18 protein-coding genes are annotated in these 18,605 nt (G+C 64.1%); 8 read left to right on the top strand and 10 right to left on the bottom strand.

Annotated elements, in window-relative coordinates:
* Positions 1 to 61: 61 nt before the first annotated feature.
* The 4 genes from KVY23_RS12440 to KVY23_RS12425 form a co-directional block, all read right to left on the bottom strand.
* The gene (locus tag KVY23_RS12440; protein WP_075839645.1) at positions 62 to 175 is read right to left on the bottom strand and encodes a methionine/alanine import family NSS transporter small subunit; all 114 of its coding nucleotides are present in this window, start codon (positions 173 to 175) and stop codon (positions 62 to 64) included.
* A complete protein-coding gene (locus KVY23_RS12435; RefSeq protein ID WP_230556630.1) occupies positions 172 to 1,713 on the bottom strand; it encodes a sodium-dependent transporter in 1,542 nt (513 codons plus the stop codon). Before KVY23_RS12435 ends, KVY23_RS12440 begins: the two co-directional genes overlap by 4 nt.
* Positions 1,714 to 1,825: 112 nt before the next feature.
* On the bottom strand, positions 1,826 to 2,677 hold the full coding sequence (locus KVY23_RS12430; protein ID WP_075839644.1) for a chromosome partitioning protein ParB: 852 nt from the start codon (positions 2,675 to 2,677) through the stop codon (positions 1,826 to 1,828).
* Positions 2,667 to 3,383, bottom strand: a complete 717-nt coding sequence (locus KVY23_RS12425) for a metallophosphoesterase (protein WP_230556629.1) — start codon at positions 3,381 to 3,383, stop codon at positions 2,667 to 2,669. The genes KVY23_RS12430 and KVY23_RS12425 overlap by 11 nt, the downstream gene beginning before the upstream one ends.
* A gap of 70 nt (positions 3,384 to 3,453) precedes the next feature.
* Here KVY23_RS12425 and KVY23_RS12420 point away from each other — a divergent pair, with 70 nt between their 5' ends.
* Entirely contained in the window at positions 3,454 to 4,062 is a 609-nt protein-coding gene (locus tag KVY23_RS12420) for a suppressor of fused domain protein (RefSeq protein WP_230556628.1), read from the top strand.
* On the opposite strand, the gene KVY23_RS12415 is transcribed toward KVY23_RS12420, so the two are convergent.
* Positions 4,059 to 5,135, bottom strand: a complete 1,077-nt coding sequence (locus KVY23_RS12415) for a magnesium and cobalt transport protein CorA (protein WP_206509471.1) — start codon at positions 5,133 to 5,135, stop codon at positions 4,059 to 4,061. The genes KVY23_RS12420 and KVY23_RS12415 overlap by 4 nt on opposite strands.
* Positions 5,136 to 5,244: 109 nt before the next feature.
* Between KVY23_RS12415 and KVY23_RS12410 the strand changes: the two genes are divergently transcribed.
* From KVY23_RS12410 to KVY23_RS12390, 5 genes are all read left to right on the top strand, one after another.
* Positions 5,245 to 6,108: a PHP domain-containing protein gene (locus KVY23_RS12410; protein WP_230556627.1), complete on the top strand. Its 864-nt coding sequence runs from the start codon at positions 5,245 to 5,247 to the stop codon at positions 6,106 to 6,108.
* 13 nt (positions 6,109 to 6,121) lie between these two features.
* On the top strand, positions 6,122 to 6,736 hold the full coding sequence (locus KVY23_RS12405) for a MarC family protein (protein WP_230556626.1): 615 nt from the start codon (positions 6,122 to 6,124) through the stop codon (positions 6,734 to 6,736).
* A 4-nt stretch (positions 6,737 to 6,740) separates the two neighbouring features.
* Positions 6,741 to 7,001, top strand: a complete 261-nt coding sequence (locus KVY23_RS12400; protein WP_230556625.1) for a hypothetical protein — start codon at positions 6,741 to 6,743, stop codon at positions 6,999 to 7,001.
* Between the two features lie 241 nt (positions 7,002 to 7,242).
* Positions 7,243 to 8,439: an NADP-dependent malic enzyme gene (locus KVY23_RS12395; RefSeq protein WP_374108722.1), complete on the top strand. Its 1,197-nt coding sequence runs from the start codon at positions 7,243 to 7,245 to the stop codon at positions 8,437 to 8,439.
* A 75-nt stretch (positions 8,440 to 8,514) separates the two neighbouring features.
* On the top strand, positions 8,515 to 9,396 hold the full coding sequence (locus KVY23_RS12390; protein WP_230556624.1) for a glycine betaine ABC transporter substrate-binding protein: 882 nt from the start codon (positions 8,515 to 8,517) through the stop codon (positions 9,394 to 9,396).
* On the opposite strand, the gene KVY23_RS12385 is transcribed toward KVY23_RS12390, so the two are convergent.
* Genes KVY23_RS12385 through KVY23_RS12375 form a run of 3 tightly spaced genes read right to left on the bottom strand, consistent with a single transcriptional unit; the run spans position 9,352 to position 12,701 of the window.
* On the bottom strand, positions 9,352 to 10,290 hold the full coding sequence (locus KVY23_RS12385; protein ID WP_230556623.1) for an alpha/beta hydrolase: 939 nt from the start codon (positions 10,288 to 10,290) through the stop codon (positions 9,352 to 9,354). The genes KVY23_RS12390 and KVY23_RS12385 overlap by 45 nt on opposite strands.
* Before the next feature lie 3 nt (positions 10,291 to 10,293).
* The gene (locus tag KVY23_RS12380) at positions 10,294 to 11,139 is read right to left on the bottom strand and encodes an SDR family oxidoreductase (RefSeq protein ID WP_075839641.1); all 846 of its coding nucleotides are present in this window, start codon (positions 11,137 to 11,139) and stop codon (positions 10,294 to 10,296) included.
* Positions 11,136 to 12,701 carry an NAD(P)/FAD-dependent oxidoreductase gene (locus tag KVY23_RS12375; RefSeq protein WP_230556622.1) on the bottom strand — a complete coding sequence of 522 codons (1,566 nt, stop codon included), beginning with the start codon at positions 12,699 to 12,701 and terminating at the stop codon, positions 11,136 to 11,138. The genes KVY23_RS12380 and KVY23_RS12375 overlap by 4 nt, the downstream gene beginning before the upstream one ends.
* Positions 12,702 to 12,770: 69 nt before the next feature.
* Between KVY23_RS12375 and KVY23_RS12370 the strand changes: the two genes are divergently transcribed.
* Positions 12,771 to 13,382: a TetR/AcrR family transcriptional regulator gene (locus KVY23_RS12370; RefSeq protein WP_230556621.1), complete on the top strand. Its 612-nt coding sequence runs from the start codon at positions 12,771 to 12,773 to the stop codon at positions 13,380 to 13,382.
* Between the two features lie 93 nt (positions 13,383 to 13,475).
* On the opposite strand, the gene KVY23_RS12365 is transcribed toward KVY23_RS12370, so the two are convergent.
* On the bottom strand, positions 13,476 to 14,105 hold the full coding sequence (locus tag KVY23_RS12365; protein WP_230556620.1) for a TetR/AcrR family transcriptional regulator: 630 nt from the start codon (positions 14,103 to 14,105) through the stop codon (positions 13,476 to 13,478).
* Between the two features lie 74 nt (positions 14,106 to 14,179).
* On the opposite strand from KVY23_RS12365, the gene KVY23_RS12360 reads away from it, so the two are divergent.
* Complete coding sequence (locus KVY23_RS12360) at positions 14,180 to 14,716, top strand: DUF1772 domain-containing protein (RefSeq protein WP_230556788.1); 537 nt, start codon at positions 14,180 to 14,182, stop codon at positions 14,714 to 14,716.
* An 85-nt stretch (positions 14,717 to 14,801) separates the two neighbouring features.
* On the opposite strand, the gene KVY23_RS12355 is transcribed toward KVY23_RS12360, so the two are convergent.
* Entirely contained in the window at positions 14,802 to 18,596 is a 3,795-nt protein-coding gene (locus KVY23_RS12355) for a multifunctional oxoglutarate decarboxylase/oxoglutarate dehydrogenase thiamine pyrophosphate-binding subunit/dihydrolipoyllysine-residue succinyltransferase subunit (RefSeq protein ID WP_230556619.1), read from the bottom strand.
* Positions 18,597 to 18,605 lie beyond the last annotated feature (9 nt).

Here is an 18,605-nt window from a genome sequence, read left to right as displayed (position 1 = left end):
CAAACCATCCAGCCCCGTGTGCTACCTACCAGAGCTCAGGGCCGGTACTCGAGTGCTGAAGTCAGATGTCGATGTCCTCGTCCGGGTGACTCCGCAGGTGCAGCAGGCTGACAGCGAGCCCACCCCAAACCAGGACGAGCGAGATGATCATCATGACGATTGCTGTGGTGCTCATGCGTTGCCTTTCGAATCGGTCTCGGCGGGAAGCTCGTCCACCGATCCGCGCCACGGGAGGAAGGTGAGAACGATCGCGGCGATGACGACGAGCGCCTGTACGCCCCAACCGAACGTGACCACGAGGCCGGTCGGCAGACCTCCGTAGCCGTCGCCGATGCGCTGAACGATCTGGTCGATCAGCATGTAGGCCAGGACCACGGGTGTGATGACGCCGACGAAGACTCGCCACGCGATGCCGACCTTGAACGAGGAGACCTGGTTCAGGTGCTCTTGCAGATCTGACAGTCTGCGCAGGATAAGTCCCACGGTCACCAAGGCCACCAGTGCGACGCCGACGATGCCGATGTTGTTGGCGAAATTGTCGACGATGTCGAGGACGTTCAGGCCCGTGGCGGTGGGGAACAGCAGAAGGGAAAGGACCGCTGCGGAGCCGCCGACCGTGAGGACCGCCGCGCCGCGTGAAAGCCCGCTCTTTTCCTGCACGGCCGCGACGACGACCTGCACGATGCTGATCAGGGAGGTGAAGCCGGCGAACACCAGTGCGCCGAAGAATGCGACACCGAAAACCGGACCGCCCGGCATGGCGGAAATGATGGCGGGGAATGCGATGAAGGCCAGGCCGATTCCGCTTTCGACGACCTCGGCGACTGGGACGCCGGTGGCCTGGGCCATGTAACCGAGGACAGCGAACACTCCGATGCCGGCCAGGATCTCGAAGCTGCTGTTGGAGAATGCGACGACGAGACCGGAACCGGTCAGGTTGGTTCGGCGACCCAGGTACGAGGAGTACGTGATCATGATGCCGAAGGCGACCGACAGCGAGAAGAAGATCTGACCGTATGCCGCAATCCAGACCCCGCTGTCGGTCAACGCCGACCAGTTCGGGGTGAAGAAGGCGTCGAGACCCTGCCCGGCGCCGTCGAGGAACAGTGCGCGAACCACGAGAATCGCGAAGAGCACGATCAGCAGGGGCACAAAGTACTTCGTGACCGATCCGATGCCCTTCTGCACGCCGAAGGCAAGAATTGCGATGACGCCGATCCACACGAGCAACAGCGGTATGACCACGCCGGGTACGAAGTCGAGTCCGAATGTCGACTCGCCGTCCTGCTGCAGGAAGTCCGAGGCGAAGAAGCTCGCCGGATCATCGCCCCACGCCTCGGAGAAGGAGAAGATCGCGTATCGGGCGGCCCACGCGATGATCACCGCGTAGTACACAGCGATGACGAAGCAGATTCCTACCTGCCACCAACCGAGGGCCTCGGCGGGGCGGCTGAGGCGACGAAACGCCAGGGGCGGCGAGCCGCGGAACTTGTGTCCGATGGCGTAGTCGAGGAAGAGCAGCGGGATACCGGCGGACAGCAGAGCGATGAGATACGGGACGATGAACGCTCCGCCGCCGTTCTCGTACGCGATGTACGGGAACCGCCAGATGTTGCCGAGTCCGACCGCAGATCCGATCGCGGCCAGGATGAACACTGTCCGGCCCGACCACGCTTCACGTTGCGCGGGGACGGCCTGAGGCCTCTGTTCCACGGTGGGGCAACCCTTCTTCGGCTTGTCGCAGCGATGTCGCCGCAGAAGAAACCGTAGCGGTTACCGCTGCCCCGCACACACGGGACCGCAAATTCTTGCGTCGAAGAGATCGCTATTTCGAACGACGTGCACGTTCGCGGAGCTCGGAGACTATCTCGTCGTTCCAGACATGTTCACGCACAAGGCGATACCTCTCCCTGATCATCCACAGGTAGGCCTCGGCGTCCGTCTGACCTTCGAGAATGTCGGCGGCGCGAACCATGCGGACCACGGGCAGGAACTCCTCGCCGAACCATCGTCGTGCCACGGTCGCGCGGTCGACGAACTCGCCCATTTCCTGCATCAGCCGAAAGCCCCAGGCTTCGACGCTTTCGCTCAGGTCGGCGTACTCGTACGGGTCGGTGACGGTGACCGCGTCGCGTGCTTTGCCCACCAGTGGGACCCGTGAAAGGAAGATGCGTCGGTGATCCTTGATGAGCAGGTCACCGCGCCGGGTGATGCCCTCCGGGGAGATGCGGGTGATGATCTCGGTGACTACGGCGTCGATTGTCGTGCGGTGCATGGCGAACGCGATCGATACCCGGTGATGACCGTCGAGCACGAAGTGCATCGATCCGATTCGGTAGACCTGGATGGGCGGCATCGCCTCGCCGCGCCGCTGAGCCGCTGCGAGTCGCTGCCAACGCTCACGAATACGTGCCGATGTGGGGCGGAAGAATCGGTCGAAATCCCTTGTGCGGTCGACGCTGCCGACGATGGAGTCCACGCGGATGACCTGCACGCCCAGGTGTCGCTCGCCGACCTTACCCAGGGCGGCGACCACCTCGTCGAACGGAAGGATCGTGTTGACGTCGTCCGGTTGCCGGCGCAGCCACCCGACCAGCCGTGCGATATCCGCTCGGCGACGCTGACGGGTGAAGTCGTTCTCCGCATCGGCGACGGGGAACCCGGTGTCACGTGCCATGTCGTCGCCTCAGAATCGTCGGAGAGGTGGACTCGCGGGTGAGCGACGCCGGCTCGATCTCGAGGAGTGTGTACCCGACGGTGTTGACGACGACCGATCCGTGCAACTCGAGGTCGTCGGGGGTGCGGCCGTGCGGATGGATGTGTCCGTGCAGCAACAACTGTGGCCGCAGCGATCTGACCACGTCGTCGAGGCATTCGAAGCCGATGTGAGCCGGGTCGGTGTCGTCGCCGACGCCGAGCGGCGGGCTGTGCGTCAGCAGCACGTCGACGCTGCGGTATCCGCGCTGAAATTTCTCCTTCCAGCGATCGGAGCGCGTCAGCGTCCTGGCGCGCCGTCGCTGCTGACGTTGGGTCCACTGATTGGGTCCGCTGTTGTAGCGGATGGAACCACCGAGTCCGGCGATACGCAGTCCCGCGACGTCGACGATCTTGCGATCGGCGTTCACGGCTCCGACCGGACCCGGCCACGCGCTGGGAAGCCCTGCACGCATCCACCCCGCGCGGCCCGCCGAATAGCCGGTCAAATCGGCGTCATGATTGCCGGGAACGAAGACGCAGGGCGCGTCCAGCGCATCCGTCAGGTACTCGAGGTAGTCGAACGGAAGATCGCCCGCCCCGAGGATCAGATCGACATCGAGCGCGCGGACCTGGGAACTCCACAGGCTCTCGATCGTTTCATCGGCAACTGCTAGGACGGAGACCACGCAGTCGACGGTACTCACTTCCCGGCCCGGGCATGCGCCGAACGCATCGCCGACACAGCAGTGGTGTTGGATGGACACCGTGAGCGACAGTGACATCGACGGCGTTATTGCTCGGGTCCGCACACATCTGATCGCCGAGATCGGGGACGAGCACCCGACCCCCTTCTCCGTCACGTTTCTCGGCTTGGAGTCTCTGGACGTGCTGACGTTCTTTCCCCGACGCGACGAGTTCGTGCGGTTCGTCACCTTGGGTTGCTCCCGCCATCCGATGTCGGATCCCGGCGAGATGATCGCCGACGCCACCCGCGGGCCGCGGGCCGAGTTGATGCTCGTCACGCGTGTGTTCGACGGCATCGACCAGTCGTTTTTGCGGAACATCGCCAAACTGGCTGCCACTCCGTCGGTGGAGGGGGTGGTGCTTCAGCAGGACCTGCTGCTCGATCTGGGCGAGCCGCTGTGGGACGGAGCGCCGTTCACCGCGGTGCTGCTCGGTGCCGGCGAGCTCCCCGAGCTGCCGCTGCCGGAGCCGGCCGATCCGGTCCAGTTCTTCGAGGTCGTTCCCGTCACCGGCACCGAGGCAGCGTGGGTGCGGCTTCGAGGGGCGGATGCATTGCGTGAGGCGTGGGCCGAAGCGGGTATCGATATCCGCGATCCACAGCGCTCGGCAGTGAACCTCTAGAGCCAGTTGTTGCGGCGGAAGGTCGCGAACAGTCCGGTGCACACGGTCGCGACGCCGCCGACGACGTAGTAGTACCCATATGTCCAGTGCAGTTCCGGCATGTTGTCGAAGTTCATGCCGTAGATTCCGGCGACCATCGTCGGTACGGCGGCGATGGCGACCCACGCCGAGATCTTGCGCATGTCCATGTTCTGCTGCATCGTCACCCGGGCCAGCGCGGCGTCGACGAGCGAGCTGAGCACCTCGTCGAATTCGGCCACGCGTTCGGCGACGGTGGTGTGGTGGTCCTGTACGTCGCGCAGGTAGCGGCGGACCGCCTTCGGGATCGGCGCGTCGGCGTGTACGAGCTGGGTCAGGGGTGTGGACAGGGGAGTGACGGAGCGACGGAGTTCGACGACCTCACGTTTGAGCATGTAGATGTTCTCGATCGGCACCCGATGATGCGGCGAGAACACTTCCTCTTCCATGGCGTCGACATCGCGCTCGATCGACGAGGTCACGGTCAGGTACTCATCGACGACGTGGTCGGCGACGGCATGCAACACCGCCGACGGGCCCAGCGACAATCGCTCGGGGTTCTGCTCGAGCTGGCGCCGGACACCCGAGAGGCCCGAGTGCTCACCGTGGCGGACGGTGATGACGAAATCGTTGCCCAGGAAGAGCATGATCTCCCCGCTCTCGACGATCTCGTTGGCGGTGGTCACGGACTCGTGCTCGACGTAGCTGACGGTTCGGAGGACGAGGAAGGTGACATCGTCGTAGCGCTCGAGCTTCGGACGCTGATGCGCGTGGACGGCGTCCTCGACCATCAGCTCGTGCAGCCCGTAGCTCTCGGCGACGCCGTTCATCTGGCCCTCGTCGGGAGCGTGCAGGCCGAGCCAGACGAATCCTTCCCCGCGTCGACGGACTTCTTCGATGGCGGCCGAGTGGGTGTACTTGCCGGGGAGCCGAACTCCGTCGACGTAGATTCCGCAGTCGACGATCGCTCGGGCAGTGGGAACGGCGATGCGAGGGCTGATCTGCGCTACGCGATTCGACGGCCGCAGCGACGACAGTGACGGCCTCGGTGGCATGGACGGCACGATGCTCTCCTCCCGGTCGACAGCGCAACCGGCAATGTTACGCCAGCCGGACGAACACCTCGCGCGCGTCTGGCGGCGCTCGCCTGAGAGACTGACCGTCGTGCGCATCGACCTCCATACTCACTCGGCTGCGTCCGACGGCACCGATTCCCCGGCGGAGTTGGTGCGGGCAGCCGCCGAGAGCGGCCTCGACGTGGTGGCGCTGACCGACCACGACACCACCGCAGGGTGGGAGCAAGCGCTCGATGCCGCGCCGCGAGGACTGACAGTGGTGCGTGGCATGGAGATGTCCTGTGAGGGCCGCGGCGAGGACGGCTCGCCCGTGCCGGTGCATCTGTTGGCCTACCTTTTCGATCCCGAAGACAGCGCATTCGCGGAAGAACGTGCCCGTCTGCTTGCCGAGCGCACCGCCAGAATCCGTGCGATGGCCGAGCGGATCGCCGTCGACTACCCGCAGTTCGATCCCGACGCGATCATGGCCGCGACAGGGACGGCGGCGGGGCGGCCCCACCTTGCGCGAGCACTGGTCGACATCGGCGTGGTGACGAGCATCGCGCAGGCTTTCGAGGGGCCGCTGTCGACGCGGAGCCCCTACTACGTTGACAAGGTGGACACCCCCATCGAACGGGCCGTGGAGATGATCTCGGCGGCCGGGGGAGTGAGCGTCGTCGCGCATGTTCGGGCGCGGATGCGCGGACGCATCCTGGATCTGAATCAGGTGCGCGAACTCGCCGGCCGGCGTCCCGACGGTTCCGCCGGGCTCGGTGGGCTCGAGGTGTTCCACGCCGACCACGCACCCGAGGACATTCGCCCGCTCGCCGAGCTGGCTGAGGAACTCGATCTCGTCGTCACCGGGTCCTCGGACTACCACGGCGACAACAAGACCCTCTCGCTCGGCGAACACACAACCGATGTCGAGCAGTACGAGCGACTGCTCGCGCAGTCGTCCGGGCTCACCGTATGAACATGGACCTCCAGTGACTTTCGATGTGACGCTGTACGTGACCGTGCTGGTTACGTTGTTCGTCATCATGGACCCGCCGGGCGCGATCCCGGTGTTCCTTTCGCTGGTCGGACGCAAGAGCAAAGAGGAGCGCAACCGGGCTGCGTGGCAGGCACCCGCGGTATCGCTGACCGTCATCACCCTGTTCGCGATCGGTGGGCAGGCGATCCTGGGGTATCTGCACATCGGCATCCCCGCGCTGCAAGGCGCGGGTGGTCTCCTGCTGCTGATCATCGCGCTGTCGCTGCTGACTGGGCGGGGTGCAGGCGGCAGCGCTGAGGGCGAGGACGTCAATGTTGCACTCGTGCCGCTGGGAACACCGCTCATGGCCGGACCGGGTGCAATCGCCGCCGTGATCGTCTACGTCAGCCAGGCCGACGGGCGCGCCGGGTCACTGCTCGCCGTCGGAGCCGCCATCGTGACCATTCACCTGGTGCTCTTTCTCGTGCTCAGGTTCTCGACGGTGTTGATTCGGGTCCTGGGTCAGGGCGGCATCACACTGCTCGCCCGTATCGCCGGTCTACTGCTGGCTGCCATCGCAGTCCAGCTCATCGCCGATTCCGTCCGCGGATTCGTCACAGGAGGATGACAGTGTGCTTCGAGGTCTGAGTGGAGCCGTCACGGCAGGACTCGTCGTGCTGGCGTTGGTCGTGGCGGGTGCCCAGTACTTGGGCATCCAGCGGGATTTTCCGGGACCGGGAGCGGTGTCGGTGACAGCCCACATCGTCGCCGCGCTCGCCGCGCTCGTGGTTCAGCATTTTGCGGATCACCGTCGCCGAGTGGCGTCCGTGTCGGCTTCCCTGCTGGTGTTCGTCATCGCCGGTACCGTCCTGTGGACACAGTGGTGGGGGTGAGTCGGGCGTTTGCCAACGCCCGCGCCGCGGTGGCACACTTGATCGACTTCAAGCGTCCGGCGCTACAGCGTCACGCTCGACTGTGACGGCTCACCCGCCTCCCGTCATCCGGTTTTTCGGCCGAAGCAGCCACTAAGGGCGCTCGTCGAAACATCACCTTTTCTTGTTTCACCTGCCGTTCTTTTGTCGCCTCTGGGTTCAGTGGTACCGGCCGGGTGAATTGTGACCTAGGAGTTATACCGTGACGATTGTGACCGAAACGAGCAGCACCACCGCCGACCTGTCCGCCATCACCGACGAGGAGATCTTCCTCGGCCACGTCGGTGGCAAGCTCTCCGTCGAGCTCACCGCACCACTCGAGACTCAGCGTGACCTGTCGATTGCCTACACACCGGGCGTCGCGCAGGTCAGTCGGGCCATCGCACAGGACGCCTCGCTTGCCAAGCAGTACACGTGGACCGATCGGCTCGTCGCCGTCATCTCCGACGGCTCTGCCGTCCTCGGACTCGGCGACATCGGCCCGCGCGCCTCGCTGCCGGTGATGGAAGGCAAGGCGGCACTGTTCAAGAAATTCGCTGGACTCAACTCCATCCCGATCGTCCTCGAGACGCACGACGTGGACGAGATCGTCGAGACCATCGTGCGGTTGCGTCACAGCTTCGGCGCGGTCAATCTCGAGGACATCTCGGCGCCCCGATGCTTCGAGATCGAAAAGCGAGTCATCGACGCTCTCGACTGCCCGGTCATGCACGACGACCAACACGGCACGGCCATCGTCGTCCTCGCTGCACTCAACGGTGCGGCGAAGGTTCAGGGCCGCAGCACCTCGGATTTGAAGGTCGTCATCTCTGGAGCCGGCGCCGCGGGCGTCGCTTGTGCGAACATCCTTCTCGCGGCCGGGACAGCGGACGTAGTCCTGCTCGACTCGAAGGGCATCGTCTCTGCCGATCGCACCGACCTGAACAGCGTGAAGGTCGAGCTCGCGGGTCGCACCAATCCGCGCGGACTCTCCGGCGGCGCCGCAGAGGCACTGTCCGGAGCCGACGTCTTCCTCGGTGTGTCGGCCGGCCAGATCGCCGAGAGCTACATCGCCTCGATGGCCCCCGAGTCCATCGTCTTCGCATTGTCCAATCCGGACCCGGAAATTCACCCGGAGCGCGCAGCGCAGTATGCGTCGATCGTGGCCACGGGCCGCAGCGACTTCCCGAATCAGATCAACAATGTGCTCGCCTTCCCGGGCGTGTTCAAGGGCGCACTCGACGCCGGAGCACGCCGCATCACCGAAGGTATGAAACTCGCCGCTGCCGAGGCAATCCTCTCGGTTCTCGGCGACGAGCTGGCTGCGGACAAGATCGTGCCGAGCCCGCTCGACCCTCGCGTCGCCCCGGCCGTTGCGGACGCAGTTGCGGCAGCAGCGCGAGCCGAGGGCGTCGCGTAGGAACAGGTAGGAAACAGCACCCCGAATCGCCCCTATCCGGGTGCGATTCGGGGTGCCTTGCGGAATGGAGAGTGTGTGTTCGCCTCGCGTTGCAGGACGCTCGCCGGTCTAGCACTCGTGGCGACGGCACTGGCAGGATGCGGCGCCGAGGTGAACGAGAGAGCGACGGTGGTCGTCGGCTCCGGTGATGATGTGCGCGGAGAACTGCTCGCGCACATCTATGCCGGCGCCGTTCGGTCGGCCGGGGTCGATGTCGAGGTGACGCCCAACCTGGGCGACCGCGCTGAGTATCTCGGTGCACTCGACGCCGGTGTTCTCGCACTCGTTCCAGATGTGACCGGTGAGCTCCTGGCCACCTTCGACTCGCTGTCCGGCGCCACCGAGGCCGAGGATGTCTTCGTCGACCTGAACCGGTCGCTTCCCGAGGGCCTTGCCGTGGGTGATTACGCACTCGCCGAGGACCGGACGACGATAGCGGTGGCGTCTGCGGGGGAGTTCGCGTCCGCGACGTCTCTCAGCGATGTCGCAGGAGACTGCGGAAACATCGTCCTCGGAACCGTCGACGATGTTTCGGCGCCGGATCCGATCGACGTGGCCGCTCGCCTGGCAACCGGATACGGCTGTGAGGTCGAGGAATTCATGATCTACCCGGACGCCCGAGCGGCAATGGATGCGGTGGAGTCCGGTGCGGTGGGTGCGTTGGCCGTGCGGACCGCCTCGTTCGGACCGCTGGTGTCGGATCTGACGACCCTCGAAGACGACGAGTCGGTGTTCACCGCGCAGAACGTCGTACCGCTCCTGCGCGACGGCGCGCTGGGCGATGATGCGGTTTCTGCCCTCAGCGTGGTGGCGGGTGAACTGACGACAGCGGACCTCGCCGATATGATCGACGAGGTCCGCGGTGGTTCCGACTCAGGAGATGTCGCTGCGCGTTGGCTCGGCGACCGCACTCTGTGAGCTCGTGAGACGCTGAGCGAGAAAGGCGCCCATGTGCCGCACCGCATCGGCTGCTTCACGCAGGATCGATGCCTGCAGATGTGCGACGTGCCAAAGCTTTTCGTACTCGACGTATTCGAGTTCGACGCCGGAGGCAAGCAGCTTGTCCCGGAAGGTCACGATCTGTGAGTACAGCACCTCGGCTGTGCCCACATGCATCACGATCGGTGGTAGACCGGTCAGATCTCCCAGCAATGGCGCGTAGCCCTGATCCAGTGGATCACCGTCACCGAGGTAGGCCTCGGCGGCACTGTAGGACCACGCCGTGTTGACGACGATGTCCCGCGAAATTTTTGCATCGCGTGCACCAGGATCCACCCACGGGGAGATCAGTGCGAGCGCGGCCGGCGTCACTCCGTCGTCGACCAGGTGGCGTGCCGTCGCGACGCTCAGACCGCCGCCGGCCGAGTCGCCGGCGATCGCGATGCGATCGGCGGTGTACCCGTGCGACTTGACGAGTTCACGGAATGCGGCGACGGCATCGTTCAGACCCGCCGGGTACGGGTTTTCCGGGGCGAGTCGGTAGTCGAGGACGTAAACGGCACTGGACGATTCGCGTGCCAGATGGGCCGCCAGTGATCGGTGGGTGGCGATGGAACCGATCGTGAAGGCGCCGCCGTGTAGGTACAGCACCGCGGTGGACCGCTCGGTCGCGCCGACGGTGATGCGCTCAGCAGGTCGGCCGGCCAATGTCAGCTTCTGGCTGACGGCGCCGTCGGGCATGAACTGCAGTGGCGCCGCCAGATCGAGAATCCGGCGTTGAACCGTGGTGGGCAGCGTGGCCCACAGGGCGAACCGATAGAACGGCTTGAGTGCGGCTTCCACGATCGGAAGCGGGAGGTAGATGCTTTTCATGGCCTACTTCTTCTGCGGCATGGCGCGAGCGGCGACAAGGGCGATGATGCGCTGGTACTTCGAACCCGTCAGACGCTGGATGATGTCGAGGGCCACCGCATCGGAACCGATCAACACGCGGCCTTTGCCCTTCTCGACCCCCTTGAGGATGACCTTGGCGGCCTGATCCGGTGTCGTCTTGGCGAGCTTGGCGTCGAAGAACTTGGCGACCGATTGCTGGTCATAGTTCTCGGCGACCGTCGCGTTGCGGGCGATGGCGGTCTTGATGCCACCGGGATGCACGACGGTCATCTTGACCGGCGCCTTGGAGATCAGCAGTTCCATGCGCAGTGCCTCACTGAAGCCGCGAACTGCGAACTTCGCCGCGTTGTAGGCGGCCTGTGAAGGCATTGCGAGCAGACCGAAGAGGCTCGAGATGTTGACGATGTGGCCGTCGCCGGATTCCTGGAGGTGAGGCAGGAATGCCTTGGTGCCGTTGACCACTCCCCAGAAGTCGACGTCGATGATCTTCTCGATGTCCTTGAAGGAGGTGGCGTCGACGTCGCCGTGGTACGCGATGCCCGCGTTGTTGTAGATCTGGTTGACCTTGCCGAAACGTGCCTTGACCGTCTCGGCGTAGTCGAGGACGGTCTCGCGCTGAGCGACGTCGAGGAACTGTGATTCGACCTCCGCGCCGAGGGCCTGCGCCTGACGCACGGTCTCGGCGAGTCCGTTGACGTCGACATCGGACAGGGCGAGCTTCGCTCCACGCTCGGCCAGGTTTACCGCGAGCGCGCGACCGATGCCCGAGCCGGCGCCGGTGATGACGGCGACCTTGCCCGAAAATGCGTTTGATGCCTTCGATGTCACTTGGCCACGACCTTGCTGTTGGAGTCGGCATTTGCTGAGTTGAGGCTGCTCGAGAGATCGGACGCAGCGACGCTACGGTACGCCGCGAGGTCGAACTTCTTGGTCATATTTCGGAATCGGAACGTGAAGTCCGGCCACAGTGTGGTGTTGTTGCCGTGCTTGTCGAGGTACCAGCTGGCGCAGCCGCCGTTCATCCAGACGCTGTTCGCCATCCGATCCTGGAGGTCGGCGTTGTAGTCGTCCTGCACGTCCTTGCGAACCTCGATGACACCGATGTCGTGCTTGTCGATGGTGTCGAGTGCGTCGATGACGTAGTTGAGCTGTGACTCGATCATGAAGACCATGGATGTGTGGCCGAGGCCCGTGTTGGGGCCGACCAGGAAGAACATGTTGGGGAAGTTCGCGACCGCGGCGCCCTTGTAGCCCTGCTGTCCCTCCTCGTCGAAGACCTGCGCGAGAGTCTTTCCCTCCCTACCGTAAATGCCCTGGTACGCGGGGGAGTCGGTGACGTGGAAGCCGGTGGCGACTACGAGCGAATCGATCTCGCGTTCGGTGCCATCGGCGCTCACGATCGAGTGTGCCTTGATCTCGGCGATGCCGTCGGTCACGAGCTCGACATCCGGACGATCCAGCGCGGGGTAGTAAGCGTTGGAGATGAGCATGCGCTTGCAGCCGATCCGGAAGTTCGGCGTGACCTTCTTGCGAAGCGCCTTGTCCTTGATGCCGGTGCTGATCTGTCTGCGAGCCATGATCTCGAGAGCTTTCATGAGCTTCGGGTTCTTGGCGAGACCGACGACCTGGGTCTCGCGCGCCAAGTAGATCGCACTGCGTGAGAGGCGCTGGAATCCGGGGATGTACTTGAACGCGAGCTTCTCGATGCTGGTGTACTCGCGGTCGAAGCGGGGCAGGATCCACGGTGCGGTGCGCTGATAGACGTCGAGGTGCTCCACCTCGTCCGCGATGGTGGGCACGATCTGGATCGCCGAGGCGCCCGTGCCGATGACGGCGACGCGCTTGTCCTTCAGTGACACGTCGTGGTTCCACTGCGCGGAGTGGAAGACGTCGCCCTGGAAGCTCTCGATGCCCTTGATGGGCGGCAGGTTGGGCTCGCAGAGTGCGCCGACAGCGGTGACGACGATCTTGGCGGTGTACGTGCCGGTGCTGGCCACGATGTCCCAGCGGTGGGTGTCCTCGTTCCAGGTCGCCGAGGTGACGTCGGAGTTGAACACGTGCTTGTCCATCACCTTGTACTTGCGGGCGACCGAGGCGATGTACTTCTGAATCTCGGGCTGCGCGGAGAACGACCGTGTCCAGTCGGGGTTGAGCGCGAACGAGTACGAGTACAGGTGCGAGGGGACGTCGCAGGCCGCACCCGGGTACGTGTTGTCACGCCACGTGCCGCCGACGTCACTGCCGCGCTCGAGCACCAGGAAGTTGGTCTTGCCCTGCTGGGTCAGCTTGATCGCGGCGCCCAGTCCGGCGAAACCGCTGCCGATGATGATGGTGTCGACCTGTCGCGGTGCTGTCACGCGCTCCGGAGTATCTGTTACGGAAAGACTCATGTAGATGAGAGTAGGAGCTTACTGAGCGCTAGTCAATAGCTGTTGACTACTATTCAGTAGAGTGATTTCATGGCCGATGTGAACAACGGAGTAGCCAAGCGCACGCGCATGAGCCCCGAGGAGCGACGTGCGCAGCTGATCGCCCTCGGAACGCAAATGCTGGCCGACCGGCCCCTCGAGCAGGTTTCGGTCGAGGACATCGCAGACCAGGCGGGTGTTTCGCGGGGGCTGCTGTTCCACTATTTCTCCTCGAAGCAGGACTTCCACCTCGCCATCGTTCGTGAGGCCAGTAGGACCATGCTCGACCGCACCGCGCCCGAGAGCAATCTCGATCCCTTCGACATTCTGCACGCTTCCATCGCGAATTATGTCGATTACGTCACCGAGAACCGAGACACATTCATCTCCCTTCTGCGCGGATCTGCATCCGGGGACCCCGACATGCGCGAGGTCTTCGAACAGACCCGGACGACGATGGCCGATCGAACCGTGTCCGACCTGCACAAGCTCGGGATCGAGACGAACGCAACTACCGAGCTCGCGGTGCGCGGCTGGATCGCCTTCGTGGAGGAGGCCACCATCTCGTGGCTGCGCGATCCGCGCGTCAGCCGCGACGAGCTGATCGAACTGAATGTCAACGCGTTGCCCGCCGTCACCCTGGCCCGCCCTCCTCGCGCATGAATGGACCATCGCAACCTCTAGTCGGCATGAATGGAACATTGATGCGATCGCTGGCCATCCGAACAGCGCGCTGCAACGTCCTGCTGGGTTCCTCTACTGGTTCAGCAGGATGAACTGTGTGACCGCCTGATCGGCAGTTGCGGCAATCGCGTCGGCGGTCGGCGCGGGTTCGCCCAGCAATACACGGATCTGGGTGTCTCTGATCGTCAATCCGTAGAAGGCGCAGAAGGCGTCGGCAGGATCTGGCACGTTCAGAATTCCGCGCGTGTGGAGTTCCGCGAAAAATGCTTCCACTCGTGGTCCGACGCGGTACCGCCCCGAGGCAAGCAGCCGCTGCGCAAGTTCGGGAGAAGTTGCTGCGGCGCGGTTCAGTTCGATAGATACCCGCCCCGTCAGCAGGGTCAGCAGTCCGCGAGCGAAGGAGCCGAGGAGTTCGCGGACACGGTCGAGGTCGTCCAGGTCGCCGTGATCGAAGAGCTCGGAAATTGCGGCCATCGAATGGTCTGCATTCGCCTTGATCAACGCGCCGAGCAACTCGTCTCGTCCGCCGAACCAGGCGTAGAGCGTCTCCTTCGAGGCGCCTGCGCGCGCTGCCACTGCGGCCATCGTGAGGCCCTGCGTGCCGACTTCGACGAGCTCGGCGGCGGCTGCGGACAGGATCTCAGCGCGTCGCGCATCGCGTTCGCGAGTGGGTAGCCGTCCACGCCGTGGGGAAGTCGTCACTTGACAAGCGTACTAGGCCGTACGGATACTTATCCGTACGGCTGGGTTCGGTTACCTGCAAGGGAGTACTCGTGATGGAGCGTTCAGGCTTTCGAACCATCTACTGGCTGGTGGTTGCCGTCGCGGTGCTGTTGACCGCCGCGATATTCGGGTTCTTTTATGCGTGGGTTTGCTCGACCATGTGGGGACTTGGGAACGCTGACCCTCGCGTCGCGATCGCGGCGATGCAGGCGATGAACGAATCGGTACGCAATGCTGTGTTCTTTCCGGCGTTCTTTCTCACGCCGGTCGCATTGGCGTTGGCTGCTCTGCTGTCCCGCAGGCTAGGCCTGCACGCGAGTTCGCGGTTTTTCTTTGCGGCTGCCATGGTCTACCTGTTCGGCGGGTTGCTGCTCACAGTGACAGTCAACGTGCCTATGAACGAGGACCTCGCAGTCGTTGCAGTGCCACAGGACGTGGCCGATGCCGAACAGATCTGGAGCAACTACTCCGGAAAGTGGCAGCTCTGGAACGCGGTGCGGATGACAGCGTCAGGTACGGCACTGCTACTCGCGTTCGGTGGTGTCCGTGCTGCAGCGGCGTCGTCGATCAGGCGCGAATCGCATGCCTGAGCGAGCGTCCCACAAACGTCGAATGGCGCATCCGATCACCAGTAGGTGACCGGATGCGCCATTCGCTCTGGAACGGACGGTAGATCTACTCGCCGACTCCCGAGAACGCTTCGTCGATGATCTCGAGCTGCTCGACGGCGTGCACCTTGCTCGATCCCGACGACGGTGCCGACATGGCGCGACGCGAGACCCGCTTAATTCCGCTCAGCACCTCCGGCATCAGTTCCGGGAAGGCCAGACCGAAGAACGGCCACGCACCCTGGTTCGCCGGCTCCTCCTGAACCCAACGGAACTCGGTGGCGTTCGGGTAGCTCCTGACCGCCTCGGTGATCCGACGGGTCGGAACCGGGTAGAGCTGCTCGATACGGACGATAGCCACGTCCTCACGGTTGTCCTTTTGCTTGCGAGCGAGCAACTCGTAGTAGAGCTTGCCGCTCACCATGAGCACGCGCTTGACCTTGCTGCGATCTCCTGTTCCGGAGTCGTAGGTCGGCTCGTCGAACACCGAGTGGAACTTGCTGTCGGTGAAGTCCTCGATGTTGGACACCGCGGCCTTGTTGCGCAGCATCGACTTCGGCGTGAAGACGACCAGCGGACGACGGATACCGTCCCGTGCGTGGCGACGCAGCAGGTGGAAGTAGTTCGCCGGAGTCGATGGAACGGCGACGGTCATGGAGCCCTCGGCGCACAGCGTCAGGAAGCGCTCGATACGGCCGGACGTGTGGTCCGGACCCTGGCCCTCGTGGCCGTGCGGCAGCAGCAGTACGACGTCGGAGAGCTGGCCCCACTTGGCCTCACCGGAGGAGATGAACTCGTCGATGATGGACTGCGCGCCGTTGACGAAGTCGCCGAACTGCGCTTCCCAGAGCACGAGTGCATCGGGGTTGCCCACGGAGTAGCCGTATTCGAAGCCGACGGCCGCGAACTCGCTGAGAGCGGAGTCGTAGACCATGAACTTGCCGGGCTTCGCGCTCCCGATGTTGTGCAGCGGGGTGTACTCGGCGCCGGTCTTGCGGTCGATGATGACCGAGTGGCGCTGGGTGAACGTCCCGCGCCGGGTGTCCTGGCCCGAGAAACGCACGTTGCGTCCCTCGTCCACGAGCGACCCGAGAGCGAGTAGTTCGCCGAACGCCCAGTCGACCTTGCCCTCGTACGCCATCTCGCGACGCTTCTCGAGGACCGGCTTGACCCGCGGGTGCACGGTGAAGTCTTCCGGTACTTCGAGGTGGGCGTCGCCGATGCGATGCAGGACCGACTTGTCGACGGCGGTGGTGAGCTTGGCAGGCAACGGCTGGTCGAGCTCGACCGACTCGCTGGGCTCCGGGTTGTACTTCTCGAGCTCACGGACCTCGTTGAACACGCGCTCGAGCTGGCCCTGGTAGTCGCGCAGGGCGTCCTCGGCCTCTTTGAGCGAGATGTCGCCGCGGCCGATGAGCGATTCGGTGTAGCTCTTGCGAACACTCCGCTTGGTGTCGATGAGGTCGTACATCGCCGGCTGCGTCATCGACGGGTCGTCGCCCTCATTGTGTCCACGCCTGCGGTAGCAGATCATGTCGATGATGACGTCCTTGTTGAACTTCTGGCGGAAGTCGACGGCGAGCTGCGCGACGCGAACGCATGCCTCGGGGTCGTCGCCGTTGACGTGGAAGATCGGCGCGCCGATCATCTTCGCCACATCGGTGCAGTACTCGGACGAACGGGAATGCTCGGGTGCGGTGGTGAAGCCGACCTGATTGTTGACCACGATGTGCACGGTGCCGCCGGTGCGGTAGCCGCGCAGTTGGGCGAGGTTCAGAGTTTCCGCGACCACACCCTGGCCGGCGAACGCGGCATCGCCGTGCAGCATCAACGGCAGGACGGAGAAACCGCCCGGACCGGCGCCCTTGTCGAGCAGATCCTGCTTCGCGCGAACGAGGCCTTCGAGGACCGGGTCCACGGCTTCGAGGTGCGAGGGGTTCGCGGTGAGCGAGACGGAGATGTCGTTCTCACCGAACATCTGGATGTACGTGCCCTCGGCGCCGAGGTGGTACTTCACGTCTCCGGAGCCGTGTGCGGCTGCCGGATTCATGTTGCCCTCGAACTCGGTGAAGATCTTCGAGTAAGGCTTGCCGACGATGTTCGCCAACACGTTCAGACGCCCGCGGTGCGGCATGCCGATGACGACCTCGTCGAGTGCATGCTCGGCGCTCTGATCGATGACGGCATCCATCATCGGAATCACGGACTCGGCACCTTCGAGCGAGAAGCGCTTCTGCCCGACGTACTTGGTCTGCAGGAACGTCTCGAACGCCTCCGCAGCATTGAGCTTGCTCAGGATGTACTTCTGCTGGGCCACGGTGGGCTTGACGTGCTTCGTTTCGACGCGGTCCTGCAGCCACGCGACCTGATCGGTCTCGAGGATGTGGGTGTACTCCACGCCGACGTGGCGGCAGTACGAATCCCGCAGAACACTGAGCACGTCCCGCAGACGCATCTTGTCCTCGCCGTGGAATCCGCCGACTTTGAACTCGCGGTCGAGGTCCCACAGCGTCAGATCGTGACTGATGACGTCGAGATCCGGGTGCATCCGGAACTTGTCCTTGGTGAACTGCAACGGATCCGTGTCGGCCATGAGGTGGCCACGGTTGCGATACGCGGCAATCAGTTCCAGCACACGAGTGTTCTTGTCGACGGTGCCCTCGGGCAGATCCTTGCGCCACCGGATCGGCTCGTACGGGATCCGCATCGAGTGGAAAATCTCGTCGTAGAACTCGTCGCTGATCAGAAGGTTGTGGATGGTCCGGAGGAAGTCACCGGACTCCGCGCCCTGAATGATGCGGTGATCGTAGGTCGAGGTCAGCGTCATGAGCTTGCCGACGCCCAAGTCCGCGAGTCGCTCGTCGCTCGAGCCCTGGAATTCGGCCGGGTATTCCATGGCGCCCGCGCCGATGATTGCACCCTGGCCCTTCATCAACCGCGGAACCGAATGCACGGTGCCGATGCCGCCGGGGTTGGTGAGCGAGAGGGTGACGCCCTGGAAGTCCTCGCCGGTGAGCTTGCCCTCACGGGCACGACGAACGATGTCCTCGTAGGCGTTGTAGAACTGCGTGAACGAGTGATTCTGCGTGTTCTTGATCGCGGCGACGACGAGAGTGCGGTTGCCGTCCTTGCCCTTCAGGTCGATCGCCAGGCCGAGGTTGGTCGAGGCAGGGGTGACAGAGTTGGGCTTTCCGTCGATCTCGGCGAAGTGGCAGTTCATGTTGGGGAACGCCTTGACGGCCTGCACGATCGCATAGCCGAGAAGGTGAGTGAACGAGATCTTGCCGCCGCGTGTGCGCGCGAGGTGGTTGTTGATGACGAGACGGTTGTCCACCATCAGCTTCGCCGGGATTGCTCGAACGCTTGTCGCGGTCGGAATCTGCAACGAGAGCGACATGTTCTTGGCGACGGCAGCAGCAGCGCCACGCAGAACCTTGGTCGACTCCTCACCACTGGACTCGGCGGCCGGCTTCGAGATGTCGGGGGCAGGTTTCGTGCCTGCCGCCTTGGACGTCGCTGGTCTCGACGTCGGTGCTGGCTTCTTCGCGGCCGGCTCGGGACTCGCCGATGCAGAAGGCGTCGTCCGAGGAGTGTCTGCCTTCGACTCGGTCGACTTGGGTGCTTCTGATTTTGGCGCTGGGGACTTGGGCGCGGGTGACTCGGGTGCTGCGGGCTTGCCGTTGCCGTTACTTCCGTTCGGAGTCGACGCTGTCCCGTCGCTTACCGGCGCGTCCGGATCGTAGTCGGTGAGGAACTCGTGCCAGCTGGCATCAACCGATGAGGGGTCGTCCTTGAATCGCTGATACATCTCGTCGACCAGCCATTGGTTCTGTCCGAATTGGGTAGTAGAGCTGCTGCTCACGGCAGTAGT

This window comes from Rhodococcus sp. I2R (genome assembly GCF_020889545.1).
Taxonomy (GTDB): Bacteria; Actinomycetota; Actinomycetes; order Mycobacteriales; family Mycobacteriaceae; genus Rhodococcoides.
Note: the sequence above shows the minus strand (reverse complement) of the source record. Positions and strands in the feature narration are given on the sequence as shown.